We start from the raw sequence: 19812 nt of genomic DNA on the forward strand, positions 1-19812 counted from the left end.
TCTTGCTTAAGATGATAAGAAAATTATGGCGTGATTTTACGAATCTGCTTTACGTCGATTTCCACTGAGTTCCAGTCTTTATCCACTTCACCCTGAATCTCTACCGTATCCTGCGGGGTCACGGTCACGCCGTTCCAGCGCTTGTGATCGATATCGACGTTCACGGTGCCGGAGCTGTCCTGGAATTTATACAGGTCGTCGGAAATACGCTCCACGATTTTACCGCGCAGGGTCACCCAGGTATCGTCACGCAGGCTTTTCGCATTCGCAACCGTCGTTACGCTCCCGTTCGGGCCAATGAACCCGCCGTTTTGCGTGGTCGTCTGGCTGGTTTGCGTCGAGCCGGGTCCGGAAAATCCGCCCTGCCCGGCGGCCAGTACCGGCATGGAAACTAAGGCGATGATAGCGGTCATTGCGGCGATTTTCTTCATGATGTGTTCTCCCTTTGTGTTTATATCGTCACTATTACACCGGGCAAAACTTAACGACTTCTTAAGCGGAAAAAATAAATTTTATTCCTGTACAGCGCGCGCCGCAACGCGCTTTACTGCGGGAATATCCGAGGGACACAGGAGCAGAAAATGCGCATTTTACTGGTGGAAGACGACAAACTGATCGGCGACGGCCTTAAAACCGGACTGACCAAGCTGGGCTTCAGCGTCGACTGGTTTACCCGCGGCGAAGAGGGCAAAGCCGCGCTGTACCACGCCCCTTACGACGCCATTATTCTGGACCTGACCCTGCCCGGCATCGATGGGCTGGATATTCTGCGCGAATGGCGCGACAAAGGCCGCCACGAACCGGTACTGATCCTCACCGCCCGCGACGCGCTCAGCCAGCGCGTTGAAGGGTTACGTCTCGGCGCCGATGACTACCTCTGCAAACCTTTCGCACTGGTTGAAGTCGCCGCGCGTCTGGAAGCGCTGATGCGTCGCGCCCACGGCCACAGCAGCAGCGAGCTGCGGCACGGCAATGTTGTTCTCGATCCAGGCCGACTCACGACCACGCTAAACGGCGAGAGCCTGCCGCTCAAGCCAAAGGAGTTTGCTCTGCTGGAACTCCTGATGCGCAACGCCGGACGCGTGCTGCCGCGTAAGCTGATTGAGGAAAAGCTCTATAGCTGGGATGACGATGTCTCCAGCAACGCGGTAGAAGTACACGTCCATCATCTGCGCCGTAAGCTCGGCAGCGGCTTCATTCGCACCGTGCACGGCATCGGTTATACCCTGGGGGACGCATGAAACGGCTGGGTAGACTGAGCCTGCGCGTCCGCCTGACGCTGCTTTTCCTGCTGCTGACCAGCGCCGCCTGGGGCATTGCCAGCCTTGTGGCCTGGCAACAAACCGCCGACAAACTGGATAAGCTGTTCGATACCCAGCAGCTGCTGTTCGCCCGCCGCCTGAGCGCGATGAATGTTGACGAACTCCATACCCTCGCTCCGCAGGTACGGGAGCAGAAAAAGGTCAAACATGGCCATCTCGATGACGATGCGCTGGCTTTCGCTATCTTTACCGCCGATGGCAAAATGGTGCTTAACGATGGCGAAAATGGCCAGGATATCCCGTGGGGTAACCATCGGGAGGGGTTCAGCGATGGCTACCTGCGCGGCGACGATGACGAGTGGCGCTTCCTGTGGCTTACCACCCGCGACGGTCGCCATCGTATCGCCGTCGGTCAGGAGTGGGATTACCGCCGCGAGATGGCGCTGGATATTGTCACCTCCCAGCTTACGCCCTGGCTGGTTGCGCTGCCGCTGATGTTTTTGCTGCTCATCGTGCTGTTGAGCCGGGAGCTGGCGCCGCTGAAAAAGCTGGCCACCACGCTGCGCGCCCGGGCGCCGGACTCCGCCGAAACGCTAAATAGCGAGAACGTGCCCAGCGAAGTTCGCCCGCTGGTCGACGCGCTAAATCAGCTCTTTACCCGGACGCATGACACCATGATCCGCGAGCGTCGCTTCACGTCCGATGCCGCCCACGAGCTGCGCAGCCCGCTGGCGGCGCTGAAGGTGCAGACCGAAGTGGCCCAGCTCTCAACGGACGATCCGCAAGGGCTGGATAAAGCGCTGGCGCAGCTTCACCAGGGGATCGATCGCGCCACTCGCCTGGTCGACCAGTTACTCACTCTGTCGCGTCTGGATTCGCTGGCGCAGCTGGACGATCTCCAGACTATCGCCCTTGATGAACTGCTGCAGTCGGCGGTCATGGAGATGTACCACCCCGCCCAGCAGGCCGGCGTTGAGCTACGCCTGCACCTGAACGCGAAAAACATCACGCGCACCGGCCAGCCGCTGCTGCTGAGTCTGCTGGTGCGCAATCTTCTGGATAACGCCGTGCGCTATAGCGCCGCCGGAAGCCAGGTCGACATCATCCTTGATGCGGGTGAATTTCGCGTACGCGATAACGGCCCGGGCATCAGCGCCGAGGCCCTGACGCGCATCGGCGAACGCTTTTATCGCCCTCCCGGCCAGGAACAGCCCGGCAGCGGCCTTGGGCTCTCCATCGTCAAACGCATCGCCGCGCTGCACGGGATGACGGCCAGCTTCGACAACGCCCGGGACGGCGGATTCGAGGCGCGCATTCGCTGGTAGCGGCATTATTGCTAAAAAAGCAAAAGACTTTGCACATTTTGCTCATTTTACCGCTCTGCCCTGCGGGGTAAAATTAGCCTCAAAATTGAAAAGTTGAGGATAAAAAATGAGCAACATCCTGATTATTAACGGTGCGAAAAAATTCGCCCACTCTAACGGCCAGCTGAACGACACCCTGACCGAGGTCGCGGATGGTTATCTGCGCGACGCCGGGCATGATGTTAAGGTCGTCCGCGCCGAGAGCGACTACGACATCAAAGAAGAAGTGCAGAATTTTCTCTGGGCAGACGTGGTTATCTGGCAGATGCCGGGCTGGTGGATGGGCGCACCGTGGACGGTGAAAAAGTACATTGATGATGTCTTTACCGAAGGTCACGGCGCGCTGTATGCCAGCGATGGCCGCACCCGCTCCGACGCCAGTAAGAAATATGGTTCCGGCGGCCTGATTCAGGGGAAAAAATATATGCTGTCCCTGACCTGGAACGCGCCGATGGAAGCGTTCACCGAGAAAGATCAGTTCTTCCACGGCGTTGGCGTCGACGGGGTGTACCTGCCATTTCATAAGGCCAACCAGTTCCTTGGGATGAGCGCCCTGCCCACCTTCATCGCCAACGATGTGATCAAAATGCCCGATGTTCCGCGTTATACGGCAGAATATCGCAAGCATCTGGCGGAAATTTTTGGTTAACTGTAGTGAGTTATGAAAAGACGACAAGCGCGGCTCATTTTAGCGGCGGCTTGAAGTATGATGAGAATATACAGAAGGAGTTGAGTTAACCATGTTGACAGTGATCGCTGAAATTCGCACTCGTCCGGGCCAACACCATCGTCAGGCGGTGCTGGATCAGTTCGCAAAAATTACCCCGATCGTTCTCCAGGAAGAAGGCTGCCACGGCTATGCGCCGCTGGTGGATCACGCCGCTGGCGTCAGTTTTCAGACTACTTCACCGGATTCTATCGTGATGGTCGAGCAGTGGGAAAGCGTCGCGCATCTTGAAGCGCACCTGCAGACGCCGCACATGAAAGCCTACGGCGAAGCCGTGAAAGGCGACGTACTGGAAATGAATATTCGTATTCTTGAAGCGGGTATTTAAGCAAGCAAACGACATCGGCCGGTTTCCCGGCCGATTTTTTATTATCCGTCCAGCTCCGCCAGATCGCCCTTCTCCTGCAGCCAGTTACGCCGATCTTCAGAACGCTTCTTCGCTAACAGCATATCCATCATGGCGGTCGTCTGCTGCTCGTCTTCATCGTTGATAATCAGCTGTACCAGACGGCGGGTATTCGGATCCAGCGTGGTCTCGCGCAGCTGCATCGGGTTCATCTCGCCCAGCCCTTTAAAGCGCTGCACGTTCGGCTTGCCTTTCTTGCGCTTAAGCTGCTCCAGCACGCCGGTTTTCTCTTCTTCTGTAAGCGCGTAATACACCTCTTTGCCGAGGTCGATACGGTACAGGGGCGGCAGCGCCACGTAGACGTGACCCTGCTTAACCAGCGTGCGGAAGTGCCTGACGAACAGCGCGCACAGCAGCGTCGCGATGTGCAGGCCGTCGGAGTCGGCATCCGCCAGAATACAAATCTTGCCGTAGCGCAGCTGGCTCAGGTCGTCGCTATCCGGATCGATACCGATAGCGACGGAAATATCATGCACTTCCTGAGAAGCCAGCACCTCATCGGAAGAGACTTCCCAGGTGTTCAGGATTTTACCTTTCAGCGGCATGATCGCCTGATACTCGCGATCGCGCGCCTGCTTGGCCGATCCGCCCGCCGAATCCCCTTCCACAAGGAACAGTTCGGTTCGGTTCAAATCCTGGGCGGTACAGTCCGCCAGCTTACCGGGCAGCGCCGGACCGCTGGTCAGCTTTTTACGCACCACTTTCTTCGCCGCGCGCAGGCGACGCTGGGCGCTGGAAATCGCCATTTCCGCCAGCAGCTCTGCCGACTGAACGTTCTGGTTCAGCCACAGGCTGAAGGCGTCTTTGACCACCCCTGAAACAAACGCGGCGCACTGACGTGAAGAGAGGCGCTCTTTCGTTTGCCCGGCAAACTGCGGGTCCTGCATCTTCACGGACAGGACGTAGGCGCAGCGCTCCCAGATATCTTCCGCCGACAGCTTCACGCCGCGCGGCAGAATATTGCGGTATTCGCAGAACTCGCGCATGGCGTCCAGCAGCCCCTGGCGCAGGCCGTTAACGTGGGTACCGCCCTGCATCGTCGGGATCAGGTTGACGTAGCTTTCGGTCAGCAGTTCACCGCCTTCCGGCAGCCACAGCAGCGCCCAGTCGACCGCTTCGGTATCGCCGGAGAAGGTGCCGACGAACGGTTTTTCCGGCAGCAGCGGCAGGCCGTTAACCGCTTCGCTAAGATAGTCGGTCAGACCATCGGCGTAGCACCAGCGCTGTTCGCTGTCGTTAACCAGATCGCGGAAAACAATCTCTACGCCCGGGCAGAGAACGGCCTTGGCCTTTAATAAATGAGAAAGGCGCGAGACGGAAAAACGCGGGCTATCGAAAAAGCTTTCGTCCGGCCAGAAGTGCACGCTGGTACCGGTATTGCGCTTACCGCAGGTACCGGTCACGTGCAGATCTTCTACTTTATCGCCGTTTTCAAACGCGATGCTGTAGACCTGGCCGTCGCGGCGCACGTTCACCTCAACGCGTTTCGATAAGGCGTTGACCACCGAAATCCCTACGCCGTGCAGGCCGCCGGAGAACTGGTAGTTCTTATTGGAGAACTTCCCCCCGGCGTGCAGGCGGCAAAGAATCAGTTCAACTGCCGGAACCCCCTCTTCAGGGTGGATATCCACCGGCATTCCGCGTCCATCGTCGATGACTTCCAGCGACTGATCGGCGTGGAGAATCACCTCCACGCGTTTCGCGTGACCGGCCAGGGCCTCATCCACGCTGTTATCAATAACTTCCTGACCAAGATGGTTTGGACGTGTGGTATCAGTGTACATTCCCGGACGGCGGCGAACCGGCTCTAGCCCGGTGAGTACCTCAATGGCATCAGCGTTATATGAAGATTGCGTCATGGTGTGTATTCGTAGGTCGTTCCGAACCGCTCAGCGCAGGCCCAGAAAATCGATAATCTGAGTGAAATGATCTTCAAAGCCAACAAATGCGTGATTACCGCCCTCCTCTACCGTTTGTCGGCAGGAGGCGAAATAATCCACGGCCTGGCGGTAATCAAGCACTTCATCACCCGTTTGCTGCAATAACCAGATTAAATCCGGCGCTTCCAGCGGGTCAATTTGCATGACCTTGAGATCGTAAATATGGCGAGACTCTAGCACATATTGCTGCCCCGTGTATGGATTCTCATTGGGGCCAAGGAAATTGTTCAACAGCTCAAACGGGCGCACCGCGGGGTTCACTACCACGGCGGGCAGCATAAAGCACTGCGATAGCCAGGTCGCGTAATATCCCCCCAGCGACGACCCGACAACGCCCAGCGGTTCACCGCCATGCTCCAGCACGATAGACTCCAGATGCTCAGCCGCCTGCGCGGGATAAACCGGGAGCTCCGGTATCACCATCGAGATGTCAGGATAGGTCTGCGCCAGCCACGCTTTCAGCGCAGTCGCTTTTGCCGACCGAGGCGAGCTGTTAAAACCATGCAGATAGAGAAGCGTAGACATCAGTATCCTTCTGAAGCGATATCCGGGTGAAATTTCACGCCTTCGAGACGGCAAACTTCAGTGGTCAATGTGCCGTCAGGATGCAGTTCCAGCCAGCGCCAGCCTGGGGAGACGGTATCGAGCGTGAAGTTCGCGCAGTGCGGCTTAAACTGCACGCAGGTGGATGGCGTGGCCATCATGCGCCGTCCGTTCCAGTCAAGGTCCAGCTCCTGGTGAATATGGCCGCAGAGCAGATGCTTAACGCGAGGAAAAGCGGCCAGCGCGCAATCAAGCGCCCCGGCATTGCGCAGGCTATGCTGATCCAGCCAGCTACAGCCTGACGGCATGGGATGATGGTGCAACAGCAGCAGCGTATAGCGCTGCGGAACTTCGGTCAGCTTCTGCTCAAGCCATTCCAGCTGGAAATCGCTCAGCTCGCCGTGCGGCACGCCGAACACCTGGCTATCCATCAGCAATACTTGCCAGTGGTCGCCCAGCAATACGCGTTTAGCGGGAGAGATGCCGGATTCCTGCAGCGTGCTGTACATTGCCGGTTGAAAATCATGATTACCCGGTAGCCAGACGCAGGGTGCAGTAAAACTCGCGATGCCTTCAGCAAAATGCTGGTAGGCCGCGGCAGAGTGATCTTGCGCCAAATCGCCTGTAGCAACGATCAGGTCGCACTCTCGCTGTGAGGCGCGGATCGCATCCAGTACGGCCTGATAGCTTTCCCAGGTATTGATACCTAACAGCGTTTCATGTTTTTCAGCAAACAGGTGAGTATCGGTAATTTGTAATATCCTGACTCTGGCCTCACCAGCCAAAGGTAGGTTTAACAGGCTTTCCAAATGGTGTCCTTAGGTTTCACGACGCTAACAAACCGGAATCGCCATCGCTCCATGTGCAAAACAGTATCGCAGCCAATCGGCCAGAAACTGATTAATTTGATGCTTTTCGTCGCGTTGATGCAACTTTTTATTAGGATAATCATACCGCGCTTTAAAGCGAAAGATCTGCTGACTTGAACACACTTCAGCGACCATTGCATCGTGATAGAGCCGTACCGTCATTGACGGCAGACTCCAGTAGCTCACCGACGGCGCCGTCTGTTCAATCGCCACTAACGTAGTGTAGCGGGTCGATTCGACGATGGTTAATCGGTATTGCGCGTTGCCCACCTGGTAACTCACCTTTTCTCCCGCTGCATCCGTTCGCGGCAACAGGCGGCGCAGCTGGGCAAAGTTGGTTTCACACAGGCGCATCATTTCAGGAAAGTCAGGCGTATAACGCTTCATTTTGTCCACTCGTTTCGTAAATTGTGATAATGCAGTTGCAGCCATTGCAGCGCGATGACAGAGGCTGCGTTGTCGATTTTCCCCTCTTCCACCCATCTGTAAGCCTGTTCCCGGCTCACCACATGAACGCGAATATCCTCGTTTTCGTCGGCCAGTCCATGAATTCCTTTTGCCGTCGTTGCATCGACTTCACCCACCATAATAGACAGCCTTTCGCTGGTGCCGCCGGGGCTGGCCAGGTAGCTCAGGACCGGTTTAACCCGGCCAACAATAAGCCCGGCCTCTTCCACCGCTTCACGACGGGCGACATCTTCAGGAGATTCGCCTTCTTCTATCATACCGGCGACCATTTCGAGCAGCCACGGGCTCGCGCTGGTATCATACGCCGCAATACGGATCTGCTCGACGAGCACAACTTCATCGCGTACCGGGTCAAAGGGTAGCAAGACTGCGGCGTGGCCGCGCTCAAAAATTTCGCGGGTCACTTCGCCGCTCATCCCGCCGTTAAACAGGCGATGGCGAAAACGATATAAATCGAGCGAAAAAAAACCGCGATAAAGCGTTTCGCGTGCAATAATTTCTACATCGTTTTTAGAGAAGGTAATCCCCTGCTGATTGACGTCGCTCATTTCGATATCCTGTAGAACATGAAGTTATGAATTTATAGGCGGTGTGGCTACCGTTTTACGGCTCGTATGCTAGATTGGTGCAAATTACCGCCCCATGGCACATAACGCCAACTTTTTACGGTAACAGACTCTATACAATCAGTGATTATTTTTAGAATTTGAGTAGCGCTAAATGCTTCACAACAAGGAATGCAAATGAAGAAACTCTTTCCCATCCTTATCGGCCTGGGCCTGACTGGCTTCAGCGCCATGAGCCAGGCTGAAAACCTGCTGCAGGTTTATCAGCAGGCGCGTGTCAGCAACCCTGATCTGCGTAAATCAGCAGCCGATCGTGATGCCGCATTCGAGAAGATCAACGAAGCGCGTAGCCCGTTATTGCCACAGCTCGGTCTGGGTGCAGATTATACCTATACCAGCGGCTTCCGTGATGCTAAAGACCAGAATTCCGACGTCACCAGCGGATCGCTGCAGCTCACGCAGGTTCTGTTTGATATGTCGAAATGGCGTGCGCTGACGCTGCAGGAAAAGAACGCCGGCATTCAGGACGTCACCTATCAGACGGATCAGCAAACGCTGATTCTGAACACCGCGACGGCCTATTTTAAAGTGCTGGCCGCTATCGATACGCTCTCCTATACCGAAGCGCAGAAACAGGCTATTTACCGCCAGTTAGATCAGACCACCCAGCGCTTTAACGTTGGCCTGGTTGCGATTACTGACGTACAGAACGCCCGTTCGCAGTACGATGCCGTGCTGGCGAATGAAGTCACCGCGCGCAACGACCTCGATAACGCCGTAGAAGGGCTGCGTCAGGTGACCGGCAACTACTATCCGGAGCTGGCCTCGCTGAACGTTGATGGGTTTAAAACCACTAAACCATCGGCGGTGAACGCGCTGTTGAAAGAAGCGGAAAACCGCAACCTGTCGCTGCTGCAGGCCCGACTCAGCCAGGACCTGGCACGCGAGCAAATTCGCCAGGCGCAGGATGGGCATCTGCCGACCCTGAATTTAAACGCGTCCAGTAGCGTATCTAATAACAGCTACAGTGGTTCTAAAAACACCACGCAGGACAGAGATATCGGGCAGAACCAAATCGGCCTGAACTTCTCCCTGCCGCTGTATCAGGGCGGGATGGTGAACTCCCAGGTTAAACAGGCGCAGTACAACTTTGTCGGCGCCAGCGAGCAGCTGGAAAGCGCGCATCGTAGCGTGGTGCAGACCGTTCGTTCCTCTTTTAACAACGTGAACGCGTCCATCAGCAGCATCAATGCCTACAAACAGGCCGTGGTGTCTGCCCAAAGTTCACTGGATGCCATGGAAGCCGGTTATTCAGTGGGTACGCGTACCATCGTCGATGTCCTGGACGCGACCACCACGCTGTATAACGCAAAACAGCAGCTGTCCAACGCGCGTTATAACTACCTGATTAACGAGCTGAACATCAAGTCCGCGCTCGGTACGCTGAACGAGCAGGACCTGGTTGCGCTGAACAACACGCTGGGTAAAGCGATTCCGACCTCGCCGGACAGCGTGGCGCCGGAAAATCCGCAGCAGGATGCCAGCGCTGACGGCTACAGCAACACCGCCGCGGCAAAACCGGCTTCCGCACGCAGCACCAGCGGCAGCAATCCGTTCCGCCAGTAATTAAGCTTGCGCACTCCACGCTTCGCTTACCCCGCGGGTAAGCGAAGCGTTAAACGTAAGGCAACGTAAAGATCCCCCGCTTTCCGCCCCTATTCGCTTCATTTTCCACCACTCATCCTCTATCCTGAGCGTTAACAAAACGCATACCACTGGGTCCAGGAAGACAAACATGAAACGGACAAAAAATATTAAACACGCCTCCTTCCGCAAAAGCTGGAGCGCTCGTCATTTAACTCCCGTTGCGCTCGCCGTGACGGCGGTATTTATGCTCGCCGGCTGTGAACAAAGCGATGAAACGGTTTCTCTGTATCAAAACGCCGATGACTGCTCTGCCGCTAACCCGAGCAAATCCGCAGAGTGCACCACCGCTTACAACAACGCGCTCAAAGAAGCAGAACGTACCGCGCCGAAATACGCCTCTCGTGAAGATTGCGTCGCCGAATTCGGTGAAGGTCAGTGCCAGCAGGCGCCGGCTCAGGCAGGCATGGCTCCGGAAAACCAGGCCCAGGCGCAAAGCAGCGGCAGCTTCTGGATGCCGCTGATGGCTGGCTACATGATGGGCCGGATGATGGGCGGCGGAATGGGCGCTCAGCAGCCGCTGTTCAGCTCAAAAAACCCGGCCAGCCCGGCCTATGGTAAATACACCGACGCGGGCGGTAAGAGCTACGGCGCAGCGCAGCCGGGCCGTACCATGACCGTGCCGAAAACCGCGATGGCGCCAAAACCAGCCACCACCAGCACCGTAACGCGCGGCGGGTTTGGCGACTCGGTCGCTAAGCAATCAACCATGCAGCGTAGTTCAGCAAGCTCCTCTTCTTCACGCTCGATGGGCGGCTAAGCGACATGGAAAGAATCAGCATTACCGAGCGCCCGGACTGGCGCGAAAAGGCGACAGAATATGGCTTTAACTTTCACACCATGTACGGCGAGCCGTACTGGAGCGAAGAAGCCTATTACAAACTGACGCTGGCGCAGGTTGAGAAGCTTGAAGAGGTCACCGCTGAGCTGCATCAGATGTGTCTGCAGGCGGTGGAAAAAGTCATCGCCAGCGATGAGTTAATGGCCAAATTTCGCATCCCCAAACACACCTGGGGCTTCGTACGCCAGTCGTGGAAAACCCATCAGCCCTCGCTGTATTCGCGTCTCGATCTCGCGTGGGACGGCGTGGGTGAGCCGAAGCTGCTGGAGAACAACGCCGATACGCCGACGTCTCTCTATGAAGCGGCATTCTTCCAGTGGATCTGGATGGAAGATCAGCTGAACGCCGGTCAGCTGCCGGCGGGCAGCGATCAGTTCAACAGCCTGCAGGAGAAGCTGATCGATCGCTTTGGCGAGCTGCGCGAGCAGTTCGGCTTCCAGCTGCTGCATATGGCCTGCTGTCGCGATACCGTTGAAGACCGCGGTACCGTGCAATATTTGCAGGACTGCGCCGCAGAAGCGGGCGTGGCAACCGAGTTCCTCTACATCGAAGATATTGGTCTCGGCGAAAAAGGCCAGTTTACCGACCTGCAGGATCAGGTGATTGGTAATCTGTTCAAGCTCTATCCATGGGAGTACATGCTGCGCGAGGTGTTCTCCACCAAGCTGGAAGATGCCGGCGTGCGCTGGCTGGAGCCGGCCTGGAAGAGCATTATCTCCAACAAAGCGCTGCTGCCGCTGCTGTGGGAGATGTTCCCCAACCATCCGAACCTGCTGGCCGCTTATTTCAGCGAAGATGCGCACCCGGAGCTGGAAAAGTACGTTATTAAGCCGATCTTCTCCCGCGAGGGCGCTAACGTCTCTATCGTGGAGAATGGCAAAGTGCTGGAGGCGGTAGAAGGGCCGTACGGTGAAGAGGGCACCATCGTGCAGGCGTTCTATCCGTTGCCGAAATTTGGCGACAGCTACACGCTCATCGGCAGCTGGCTGATTAACGACCAGCCGGCGGGAATTGGCATTCGCGAAGACCGGGCGCTGATCACTCAGGATCTGTCGCGCTTTTATCCGCACATTTTCGTCGAGTAACAGCAAACCCCGGCGGCATTGTTTACTGCCGGGGTTTATCTATTTTCAGGCGCCAATGACCACCGACAGCATGCTCAGGGAGCCCATTTCCATTCCTTCAACCGGGATCGTAATCGGCTCTTCACCGTCCCAGGCGCCCAGCACGTACAACAGCGGCAGAAAGTGATCGGCCGTCGGGTTCGATAACGATCCGCCTTCATGCGCCAGGTAATTCACCAGCGGATGTTCCGCTACGGGACCTTTCCAGTCCAGGTTCGCCTTCACGTAGTCATTAAACGACGCCGCCCAGGGATAAGGTGTATTTTCGCCGTGCCAGCGTGCGGTACGCAGGTTATGCACCACGTTGCCGCTTGCCACCAGCATAATGCCCTCATCGCGCAGCTGAGCCAGCTTACGCCCCATTTCGAAATGCCATGCCGCGGGCTTCGTACTATCAATACTCAGCTGTACCATCGGAATATCAGCATCGGGATACATTTTAATCAACACGCCCCAGGAACCATGGTCAAAGCCCCAGGCTTCTTTATCCAGCGTCACCGGCACCGGCGCCAGCAGCTCGACCAGACGCTGGGCCAGCTCAGGCGAACCCGGCGCCGGATAATGCGTATCGTAGAGCGCCTGGGGAAAACCGCCAAAATCATGAATCGTTTTCGGCGCCTCCATCGCGGTCACTCCTGTACCGCGAGTGAACCAGTGCGCGGAGATCACCACAATGGCTTTAGGCCGCGCCAGCGTCTCGCCCAGATGCCGCCAGGCGCGAGTATAGATGTTATCTTCCAGCACGTTCATCGGGCTACCGTGACCTAAAAACAGCGCGGGCATGCGGGTACGGGACATAGTGATATCCTTTATTAAGAAAGTTGATGTATTTACATTACGCTCTTTCTATGGAGGATAAACTCAGATAAGCATGATGATGATCGTCAGAAAATTTGAATGTAAGCGGCGGTAAAGAGTGAATCCGCGCGCTCGCGATCGTCAATGGATCAGGATACTCTTAATAAGAATTATTTTCATAAGGAGGTGAATGTTGTCCTCACCCGTCATTTTGACCCTGCTGGCAGGGAGCGCTACCTTTATTGGCGCCATTTTCGGCGTTATCGGGCAGAAACCCTCGAATCGCTTACTGGGATTCTCACTGGGATTCGCCGCCGGGATCATGCTGTTGATTTCGTTGATGGAGATGCTGCCCGCCGCGCTGGCTACCGAAGGCATGTCCCCCCTGCTCGGCTACGGCATGTTTATTATCGGCCTTCTGGGCTACTTTGCGCTTGACCGCATGCTGCCTCACGCCCACCCGCAGGATCTGATGTCTCCCGGCATTTCCCGCCCGCGCAACCTGCGCCGTACGGCGATTTTGCTGACCTTAGGCATCAGCCTGCATAACTTCCCCGAGGGCATTGCGACCTTCGTGACGGCCAGCAATAATCTCGAGCTGGGCATGGGGGTCGCGTTAGGCGTTGCGCTACACAACATCCCGGAAGGACTGGCGGTAGCCGGACCGGTATATGCCGCCACGGGCTCCAGAAGTAAAGCGGTGTTCTGGGCGGGTCTTTCCGGCATGGCGGAAATCTTCGGCGGCGTGCTGGCCTGGCTGGTGCTGGGCAGCGCGATATCCCCGGTGATGATGGGCGCCGTTATGGCCGCGGTTGCCGGTATCATGATTGCGCTGTCGGTTGATGAGCTTATGCCGCTGGCGAAAGAGCTCGATCCACAAAGCAACCCGAGCTATGGCGTGCTGTGCGGGATGTCAGTGATGGGATTAAGCCTGGTGGTTTTGCAAACGGTGGGCATTGGCTGAGTCAATGCCCCCATTATTTCACTTGTCAATTCATTACATGAATTCATCATTAATGATGAATTGAGAACAGGTATTAAATTTAACCTTTAGTCAATTAAGACCATGCGTAAATAGCCTTTTCACAGCATTCGCCCTCATTGCTTTGGCATTAATTTGACGTTAATTCTGCGGGTATCAAACGAAATTCATTCACATCAACAATCAATACAGGTAAAGCCACCGTCAAAAGAGATATTACATTGCGAAATATCCTAAAAAAAGCGCACTAAAATGCATACATTAAGGAAAACTGCGAGTTACCTTTAATTACAATTAACATGCGTAACAGTGAGCAGCATGATAGTTTTTACGCGTTGAATTAATATTAATTCAAGCAAACCCAATCCCATACCAGTTGTCGTAAACCTCATATTTAATATTGATCATCTATAAAGGACTATATTCCATGTTTAAAAAAACGCTGCTCGCTGTTGCCACTACCGCTGTTTTTTCTGCGACTGCTTTTAATGCCAGCGCTGAAGATCAGGGCCACGGTATTGTCACCTTCTCCGGTACCGTTATTACCGCCCCTTGCTCTGTGACACCGGAAAGCTCTCAGATTGATGTCGATCTCGGCCAGGTTGCCGATAGCGTACTGAACGGCGGCCAGTACTCTCAGCCTGCAGATTTCTCTATCAAACTGCGCGACTGTATTCTGAGCACAACGGATGATAAAGGCGTGAAAACGACAACGGATAAAGTGAACGTGACCTTCACTTCTGCCAACGTCGACAGCAATGACGCCAGCCTGATGGTAAATACCAAAGAAAGCAACTACGGCGGCGCTACCGGCGTTGGCGTACGTATTATGGACGCAGGTTACAACACCGTAACCCTGGGATCCGCAGTGCCGGTAGTGTTTACCGATACCAACCCGACTCAGAACCTGGACTTCCACGCCCGCATGGAATCTAAAGGTAAAAATGCAACCGAGGGTGATGTTTACGCTCAGGCAAACTACGTCCTGGCTTATAAATAATTATCGCTTTCGCTTAATTTTTATCGATTCAAGCCGGTGATGGATTCACCGGCTTTCCTGGTCTATTTTATTAAAAGAAACGGATTTTATGCGCACTATTATTCATAGCGGTTTAATGCCAGGAAAGTTATTCCTTTTAATAAAGCATACCCTTTGCTCAGTATGTTTTACCGCATCACTATCAATGCCGCTTTATGCAATAGAATTCAATACCGATATGATTGATGCTGAGGACAGGAAAAACATCGATCTCTCGCAATTTGAAAAAAAAGGCTATATTCCTGTCGGCACCTATGTAGCACGCGTACAGATCAACAAAAATACCTTACCAAAAGCCTATCACCTGGAGTGGATAAAAGCTGATAACGAAAGCGGATCTCAGCTTTGCCTCACTAAAGAGCGCCTGGCAGAGTTCGGCTTTGCCGATGCGTTTATTGAACCGCTACAAATGTGGAATCAAAAAGGCTGTCTCGATCTCAGCCATCAGCCAGAGCTGATTATTCGTCTGGATAAAGCGAACATGGTACTGACGTTAACCGTACCCCAGGCATGGATGAAATATCAGGCTAAAAACTGGACGCCGCCGGAGTACTGGGACGACGGTATCGCGGGGCTTATGCTGGATTATAACCTTTACGCCAGCCAGTACACGCCGAGCCACGGCGACAGCAACCAGAGCGTCAACTCATATGGCACACTGGGTTTCAACCTCGGTGCATGGCGCTTACGTAGCGATTATCAGTACGATCAATCGTTTACTGAGCGGAAATCAACGGGTACCAGCAGCAGCCTGCCGCGTACCTATTTATTCCGCCCGATTCCGTCCCTGGCGTCAAAATTCACGATGGGCCAGTACGACCTGAGCTCAGGCCTCTACGATACTTTTCACTTTACCGGCGCCTCTCTGGAAAGTGATGAACAAATGCTGCCGCCGGATTTACGCGGCTATGCGCCGCAAATAAGCGGCATCGCGCAGACCAACGCTAAAGTCACCGTTACGCAAAACAGCCGCACGCTCTATCAAACGACCGTCTCCCCCGGGCCATTCACCATCGCCGATCTGGGCACAACCTTGCAGGGGCAGCTGGATGTCACGATCGAGGAAGAAGACGGACGCAAAAGTACGTTCCAGGTTGGTTCCGCCTCTATCCCTTACCTGACGCGTAAAGGGCAGGTACGTTATAAAAGTTCAGTGGGTAAACCCACATCAACGACCCACAATGATGTGAATAACCCCCTTTTCTGGACCGGGGAGGCTTCCTGGGGCTGGTTGAGTGATGTTTCTCTCTACGGCGGCGCTATCGTCACCGCCGATGACTATCAGGCGGCAACCGGTGGGGTTGGCTTTAACCTTAACCGTTTTGGCTCATTCTCCCTTGATATTACCCGCGCCGAGGCTAATCTACGTAATGACGATCAAGGTAAACAGCGCGGCTTCAGCTATCGCGCTAACTATGCCAAACGTTTTGAAGAAACAAACAGTCAGGTAACCTTCGCGGGTTACCGGTTCTCAGATAAAGAGTACGTCACGATGAGCGAATATATCAGCTCGCGCGATGGCTCCGACTCCAGCTCCAATGAGAAAGAGAGCTATGTGCTCTCCTTTAATCAGTTCGTTGCGCCGCTGGAGCTAAATACCTATCTGAGTGTCACACGTAATACCTACTGGAACAGTGAAACCAATACGAACTACTCGTTTTCTCTGAGCCGGAGCTTTGATATTGGTGCGTTTAAAAATATTTCAGCTTCATTGGCGATGAGCCGCGTGCGCTGGAATGATGATGAAGAGAATCAATATTACTTTTCACTCACCCTGCCGCTGGAAAATAATCGCAATATTATGTACAGCCTGCAGCGCTATGGCGACGACGCAACGACGCAAACGGCAACCTGGTACGATGGTTCAGATCGTAATAACCCGTGGAATATGTCCGTTTCAGGCACAGATAAAGAGTTTGGCGATGGCGAAGCGGCCATGCGCGGATACTATCAGCACTATTCACCCTATGGCCGGTTGAATGTAAACGGTAGCGTGAAGCCAAGCAGCTATCGCTCGCTCAGCGCTGGCTGGAACGGCTCGTTCACGGCAACCCGTTACGGTGCGGCATTACATGATTACAACACTGGCAACAGTTCTCGCGTCATGGTGGATGCGGATGGAATAGCCGGTGTTGAGGTAAACAATCATCGTAGTATGACCAATATGTTTGGTATTTCCGTGGTTCCGTCAGTGGGTAACTACACAACGGCGATGGTGATGGTGAACAACAACAACCTGCCGGATGGCGTGGATGTAACCAACTCGGTAATCCGCACCACGCTGACCGAAGGCGCTATTGGCTATATGCCCCTGAGCGCGACCAAAGGCTATCAGATCATCGGCGTCATCCGCCTGGAAGACGGACGCTATCCACCGCTGGGCGTGACCGTAACAGACAAAGCAACAGGTCGCGATATAGGTTTAGTCGCTGATGACGGCTTTGTATACCTGAGCGGAATACAGGAAAACAGCATCCTGACGCTAAAATGGAACGACAACGTGTGTGATTTGACACCGCCTAACCATAGCAATCTCGATGGTCAGGCCATTATTTTACCATGTAAGCCCGCACATTAATTCAGGATGAATGATGATGAAAATTAAGACATTTGCGAAAGGACTATTCTGTCTGTTGAGTACCAGCTTTGCGGTAAATGCCGCCGTGTCGCCCGACAGAACCCGCATTATTCTTAACCAGTCGGATAAGAGCGTCTCCGTGCGCTTGACCAACCAGAGCACAACGGCCCCTTTCCTTGCCCAATCATGGATTGAGGATAAGGATAATAAAAAATCCCGAAACTATATTACTGCTGTTCCGCCAATGGTGCGCCTCGAGGCGGGTGAGCAAGTACAGGTTCGCCTGATTCCTCAGCCAACGTTGACGCAGCTTCCGGCGGACAGGGAATCGCTGTTTTATTTCAACGTGCGCGAAATTCCGCCGCGCTCGGAACAGAAAAACGTCATGCAAATTGCCATGCAGAGCCGCATTAAAATTTTCTGGCGACCAAAGGCAGTCGAAGTGAAGAACGGGCAGGTGAATCTGACCGGTAAATTCGATATTAGCCGAACGGCCAGCGGGTTAACGTTAAAGAACAACTCCCCCTACTTTATCACCGTGGGTTATATCGGCACGAATGGCAAAACGCTGCTGCCAAAAACATCCAGCATGATGGCTGAACCGTTTGGCCTGGCGTCGCAGGAGATTAAAGACCTGCCGGCTAATTTCCAGGTAGGCTTTATTGGCGATTACGGCGGCCTGAATATGTTTAAAGTCAGCTGTAATTCTGTACAAGTGGTGGTAATGACTCCAACTTACTGATAGTGTTTTATGTTCAGATAATGCCCGATGACTTTGTCATGCAGCTCCACCGATTTTGAGAACGACAGTGACTTCCTGCCCAGCCTTGCCAGATGCTGCCTCAGATTCAGGTTATGCCGCTCAATGCGCTGCGTATATCGCTTGCTGATAACGTGCAGTTCTCCCTTCAGGCGTGATTCATAAAGCGGCCAGCCATCCGTCATCCATACCACGACCTCAAAGGCCGACAGCAGGCCAAGAAGACGCTCCAGCGTGGCCAACGTGCGTTCACCGAATACGTGCGCCACAACCGTCCTCCGTATCCTGTCATACGCGTAAAACAACCAGCGCTGGCGTGATTTAGCGCCGACGTAACCCCACTGTTCGTCCATTTCCGCGCAAACAATGACGTCACTGCCCGGTTGTATGCGTGAGTTTACCGACTGCGGCCTGAGTTTTTTAAGTGTCGTAAAATCGTGTTGAGGCCAACGCCCATAATGCGTGCACTGGCGCGACATCCGACGCCATTCATGGCCATATCAATAATTTTCTGGTGTGTACCGGGCTGAGAGGCGGTGTAAGTGAACTGTAGCTGCCATGTTTTACGGCAGTGAGAGCAGAGATAGCGCTGATGTCCGGCAGTGCTTTTACCGTTACGCACCACGCCTTCAGTAGCTGAACAGGAGGGACAGCTGATAGAAACAGAAGCCACTGGAGCACCTCAAAAACACCATCATACACTAAATCAGTAAGTTGGCACCATTACCCAAGTGGTCTGTCAGTCTGAACCGGTGAAAAAGGGATAATAATGAAAAGACTACTAAGTTTTTTAACGTTATTAATCAGCCTGTTTTCTGTGCCATCATGGGCAGTAAATTGCTATCAAAATAACGAAGGAGGAGCGCTTTCTTACATTGCTACACTTCCTTCCTTTACCATTCCTAACGACATTACGCCTGGCAAGAAAATTTGGGAAAGTTCCGACATTAATATTACCGTGTACTGCGATAAAGCCTCCCACTGGAGTCGCGCTGCCCCAACGGAAGAGCTTTATGCCTGGATAAAACTCTCGGCGTTTAATAGCAGTGAGGTACTCAATAATCCTTATTTTACTTTTGGCGTAACATACGATGGTGTCGATTACGAAGGCATTAATCAAGGCATCAAGACAGGCGCCTGTCTGGATAGAATAGATCAGAAACCGCTGCCAAATATCTATCATGACCCGGTATGTAATGGTTCGGTACTGCAAAAAAATGTATCCTTTAACGCCCGCTTCCGCCTGTATATTAAAGTTAAAGCGATTCCTCCCGATAGCTCAACAGTCTATAATTTTGGTGACATTAATGTACTGCAATTTGATGGCGAAGGGGGAGCAAACCTGCTCAGTGATGCCAAAAATTTACGTTATTATATTACTGGATTAGATAACGTGCGGTTTTTGACCTGTACAGCTTCCGTTAAGCTTTTCCCTGAAAGTCAGACAGTGGATTTTGGCGTCATTCATGCTTATAAAACCGACATGCCAGCGCTGAAAAAAACGTTCAGCCTCTCCACCATCCGGGATCAGGCGGCAGGCTGTACTGAACAATTCGATATCACGACCAGCTTCTATACTAATGATACCCTATACGATATTACTCATTTGGATATGAATAATGGCTTTCTATTGAATATCTATGATAGCACGGCTAGTACTAACGTTATATTCAACCAATATATGCCATTCGCTACCTATATTCCGGGACGACCATCAACCGTCACGCATAACTATATTGCTGAGCTGACCCAAAATCCCTCCGTCTCAGTCAAGGATGGCCCTTTTAGCAAAGATGTGATTATAAAGATTAACTATCAGTAGCTTTCTTTTGGAACTATTC

Annotated in this window: 20 protein-coding genes; 12 read left to right on the plus strand and 8 right to left on the minus strand. The window is 53.7% G+C overall.

Annotated elements, in window-relative coordinates:
• Positions 1 to 23: 23 nt before the first annotated feature.
• Complete coding sequence (locus MKleb_RS23870; protein WP_014839568.1) at positions 24 to 431, minus strand: YgiW/YdeI family stress tolerance OB fold protein; 408 nt, start codon at positions 429 to 431, stop codon at positions 24 to 26.
• A 150-nt stretch (positions 432 to 581) separates the two neighbouring features.
• Between MKleb_RS23870 and qseB the strand changes: the two genes are divergently transcribed.
• From qseB to MKleb_RS23890, 4 genes are all read left to right on the plus strand, one after another.
• Positions 582 to 1241, plus strand: a complete 660-nt coding sequence (gene qseB / locus MKleb_RS23875) for a quorum sensing response regulator transcription factor QseB (protein ID WP_014226870.1) — start codon at positions 582 to 584, stop codon at positions 1239 to 1241.
• Positions 1238 to 2587, plus strand: coding sequence for a quorum sensing histidine kinase QseC (gene qseC / locus MKleb_RS23880; RefSeq protein WP_025105923.1), 1350 nt, complete (start codon positions 1238 to 1240; stop codon positions 2585 to 2587). Before qseB ends, qseC begins: the two co-directional genes overlap by 4 nt.
• 106 nt (positions 2588 to 2693) lie before the next feature.
• Positions 2694 to 3275 carry an NAD(P)H-dependent oxidoreductase gene (locus tag MKleb_RS23885; protein WP_014226872.1) on the plus strand — a complete coding sequence of 194 codons (582 nt, stop codon included), beginning with the start codon at positions 2694 to 2696 and terminating at the stop codon, positions 3273 to 3275.
• Positions 3276 to 3366: 91 nt separating this feature from the next.
• The gene (locus tag MKleb_RS23890) at positions 3367 to 3681 is read left to right on the plus strand and encodes a putative quinol monooxygenase (protein ID WP_025105922.1); all 315 of its coding nucleotides are present in this window, start codon (positions 3367 to 3369) and stop codon (positions 3679 to 3681) included.
• A 41-nt stretch (positions 3682 to 3722) separates the two neighbouring features.
• Here MKleb_RS23890 and parE read toward each other — a convergent pair whose 3' ends face one another.
• The 5 genes from parE to nudF are packed head-to-tail and all read right to left on the minus strand — an operon-like array spanning position 3723 to position 8127.
• On the minus strand, positions 3723 to 5618 hold the full coding sequence (parE, locus tag MKleb_RS23895; RefSeq protein ID WP_004854242.1) for a DNA topoisomerase IV subunit B: 1896 nt from the start codon (positions 5616 to 5618) through the stop codon (positions 3723 to 3725).
• Positions 5619 to 5648: 30 nt separating this feature from the next.
• Positions 5649 to 6224: an esterase YqiA gene (gene yqiA, locus MKleb_RS23900; protein ID WP_004854243.1), complete on the minus strand. Its 576-nt coding sequence runs from the start codon at positions 6222 to 6224 to the stop codon at positions 5649 to 5651.
• Positions 6224 to 7051 carry a 3',5'-cyclic-AMP phosphodiesterase gene (cpdA, locus tag MKleb_RS23905; RefSeq protein ID WP_025105921.1) on the minus strand — a complete coding sequence of 276 codons (828 nt, stop codon included), beginning with the start codon at positions 7049 to 7051 and terminating at the stop codon, positions 6224 to 6226. Before cpdA ends, yqiA begins: the two co-directional genes overlap by 1 nt.
• Before the next feature lie 24 nt (positions 7052 to 7075).
• Positions 7076 to 7498, minus strand: coding sequence for a DUF1249 family protein (locus tag MKleb_RS23910; protein ID WP_004854247.1), 423 nt, complete (start codon positions 7496 to 7498; stop codon positions 7076 to 7078).
• Entirely contained in the window at positions 7495 to 8127 is a 633-nt protein-coding gene (nudF, locus tag MKleb_RS23915; RefSeq protein ID WP_004854249.1) for an ADP-ribose diphosphatase, read from the minus strand. Before nudF ends, MKleb_RS23910 begins: the two co-directional genes overlap by 4 nt.
• A gap of 195 nt (positions 8128 to 8322) precedes the next feature.
• On the opposite strand from nudF, the gene tolC reads away from it, so the two are divergent.
• The 3 genes from tolC (at position 8323) to MKleb_RS23930 (ending at position 11775) form a co-directional block, all read left to right on the plus strand.
• Positions 8323 to 9771, plus strand: coding sequence for an outer membrane channel protein TolC (gene tolC, locus MKleb_RS23920; protein WP_004854252.1), 1449 nt, complete (start codon positions 8323 to 8325; stop codon positions 9769 to 9771).
• Positions 9772 to 9940: 169 nt separating this feature from the next.
• Complete coding sequence (locus MKleb_RS23925; protein ID WP_004125303.1) at positions 9941 to 10609, plus strand: DUF1190 family protein; 669 nt, start codon at positions 9941 to 9943, stop codon at positions 10607 to 10609.
• Between the two features lie 5 nt (positions 10610 to 10614).
• Positions 10615 to 11775: a glutathionylspermidine synthase family protein gene (locus tag MKleb_RS23930; protein WP_025105920.1), complete on the plus strand. Its 1161-nt coding sequence runs from the start codon at positions 10615 to 10617 to the stop codon at positions 11773 to 11775.
• A 45-nt stretch (positions 11776 to 11820) separates the two neighbouring features.
• Here MKleb_RS23930 and ygiD read toward each other — a convergent pair whose 3' ends face one another.
• Positions 11821 to 12612, minus strand: a complete 792-nt coding sequence (ygiD, locus tag MKleb_RS23935) for a 4,5-DOPA-extradiol-dioxygenase (protein WP_014226877.1) — start codon at positions 12610 to 12612, stop codon at positions 11821 to 11823.
• 193 nt (positions 12613 to 12805) lie between these two features.
• Here ygiD and zupT point away from each other — a divergent pair, with 193 nt between their 5' ends.
• From zupT to MKleb_RS23955, 4 genes are all read left to right on the plus strand, one after another.
• The gene (gene zupT / locus MKleb_RS23940; RefSeq protein WP_217076778.1) at positions 12806 to 13576 is read left to right on the plus strand and encodes a zinc transporter ZupT; all 771 of its coding nucleotides are present in this window, start codon (positions 12806 to 12808) and stop codon (positions 13574 to 13576) included.
• Between the two features lie 445 nt (positions 13577 to 14021).
• A complete protein-coding gene (locus MKleb_RS23945; RefSeq protein WP_025105918.1) occupies positions 14022 to 14594 on the plus strand; it encodes a fimbrial-like protein in 573 nt (190 codons plus the stop codon).
• Between the two features lie 88 nt (positions 14595 to 14682).
• Positions 14683 to 17211, plus strand: coding sequence for a fimbria/pilus outer membrane usher protein (locus tag MKleb_RS23950; protein ID WP_047722904.1), 2529 nt, complete (start codon positions 14683 to 14685; stop codon positions 17209 to 17211).
• Positions 17212 to 17224: 13 nt separating this feature from the next.
• Entirely contained in the window at positions 17225 to 17953 is a 729-nt protein-coding gene (locus MKleb_RS23955; protein ID WP_217076779.1) for a fimbrial biogenesis chaperone, read from the plus strand.
• Here MKleb_RS23955 and MKleb_RS23960 read toward each other — a convergent pair.
• A protein-coding gene (locus tag MKleb_RS23960; RefSeq protein WP_223274117.1) for an IS1 family transposase occupies positions 17947 to 18644 on the minus strand; the annotation gives its coding sequence in 2 pieces (ribosomal slippage) (positions 17947 to 18395 and positions 18395 to 18644; 699 coding nt in all). The genes MKleb_RS23955 and MKleb_RS23960 overlap by 7 nt on opposite strands.
• A 96-nt stretch (positions 18645 to 18740) precedes the next feature.
• Between MKleb_RS23960 and MKleb_RS23965 the strand changes: the two genes are divergently transcribed.
• Entirely contained in the window at positions 18741 to 19793 is a 1053-nt protein-coding gene (locus tag MKleb_RS23965) for a pilus assembly protein (RefSeq protein WP_025105915.1), read from the plus strand.
• Positions 19794 to 19812: the final 19 nt, after the last annotated feature.

Origin of the sequence: Klebsiella sp. PL-2018 (genome assembly GCF_019048985.1) — a bacterium.
In the GTDB taxonomy this organism is placed as follows: Bacteria; Pseudomonadota; Gammaproteobacteria; order Enterobacterales; family Enterobacteriaceae; genus Klebsiella; species Klebsiella michiganensis.

Excerpts from the sequence above, each read along its gene's own strand:
- MKleb_RS23870 (WP_014839568.1), bottom strand. The coding sequence starts at position 431 with ATGAAGAAAATCGCCGCAATGACCGCTATCATCGCCTTAGTTTCCATG.
- qseB (WP_014226870.1), top strand. The coding sequence starts at position 582 with ATGCGCATTTTACTGGTGGAAGACGACAAACTGATCGGCGACGGCCTT.
- qseC (WP_025105923.1), top strand. The coding sequence starts at position 1,238 with ATGAAACGGCTGGGTAGACTGAGCCTGCGCGTCCGCCTGACGCTGCTT.
- MKleb_RS23885 (WP_014226872.1), top strand. The coding sequence starts at position 2,694 with ATGAGCAACATCCTGATTATTAACGGTGCGAAAAAATTCGCCCACTCT.
- MKleb_RS23890 (WP_025105922.1), top strand. The coding sequence starts at position 3,367 with ATGTTGACAGTGATCGCTGAAATTCGCACTCGTCCGGGCCAACACCAT.
- parE (WP_004854242.1), bottom strand. The coding sequence starts at position 5,618 with ATGACGCAATCTTCATATAACGCTGATGCCATTGAGGTACTCACCGGG.
- yqiA (WP_004854243.1), bottom strand. The coding sequence starts at position 6,224 with ATGTCTACGCTTCTCTATCTGCATGGTTTTAACAGCTCGCCTCGGTCG.
- MKleb_RS23910 (WP_004854247.1), bottom strand. The coding sequence starts at position 7,498 with ATGAAGCGTTATACGCCTGACTTTCCTGAAATGATGCGCCTGTGTGAA.
- nudF (WP_004854249.1), bottom strand. The coding sequence starts at position 8,127 with ATGAGCGACGTCAATCAGCAGGGGATTACCTTCTCTAAAAACGATGTA.
- tolC (WP_004854252.1), top strand. The coding sequence starts at position 8,323 with ATGAAGAAACTCTTTCCCATCCTTATCGGCCTGGGCCTGACTGGCTTC.
- MKleb_RS23925 (WP_004125303.1), top strand. The coding sequence starts at position 9,941 with ATGAAACGGACAAAAAATATTAAACACGCCTCCTTCCGCAAAAGCTGG.
- MKleb_RS23930 (WP_025105920.1), top strand. The coding sequence starts at position 10,615 with ATGGAAAGAATCAGCATTACCGAGCGCCCGGACTGGCGCGAAAAGGCG.
- ygiD (WP_014226877.1), bottom strand. The coding sequence starts at position 12,612 with ATGTCCCGTACCCGCATGCCCGCGCTGTTTTTAGGTCACGGTAGCCCG.
- MKleb_RS23945 (WP_025105918.1), top strand. The coding sequence starts at position 14,022 with ATGTTTAAAAAAACGCTGCTCGCTGTTGCCACTACCGCTGTTTTTTCT.
- MKleb_RS23950 (WP_047722904.1), top strand. The coding sequence starts at position 14,683 with ATGCGCACTATTATTCATAGCGGTTTAATGCCAGGAAAGTTATTCCTT.
- MKleb_RS23955 (WP_217076779.1), top strand. The coding sequence starts at position 17,225 with ATGATGAAAATTAAGACATTTGCGAAAGGACTATTCTGTCTGTTGAGT.
- MKleb_RS23965 (WP_025105915.1), top strand. The coding sequence starts at position 18,741 with ATGAAAAGACTACTAAGTTTTTTAACGTTATTAATCAGCCTGTTTTCT.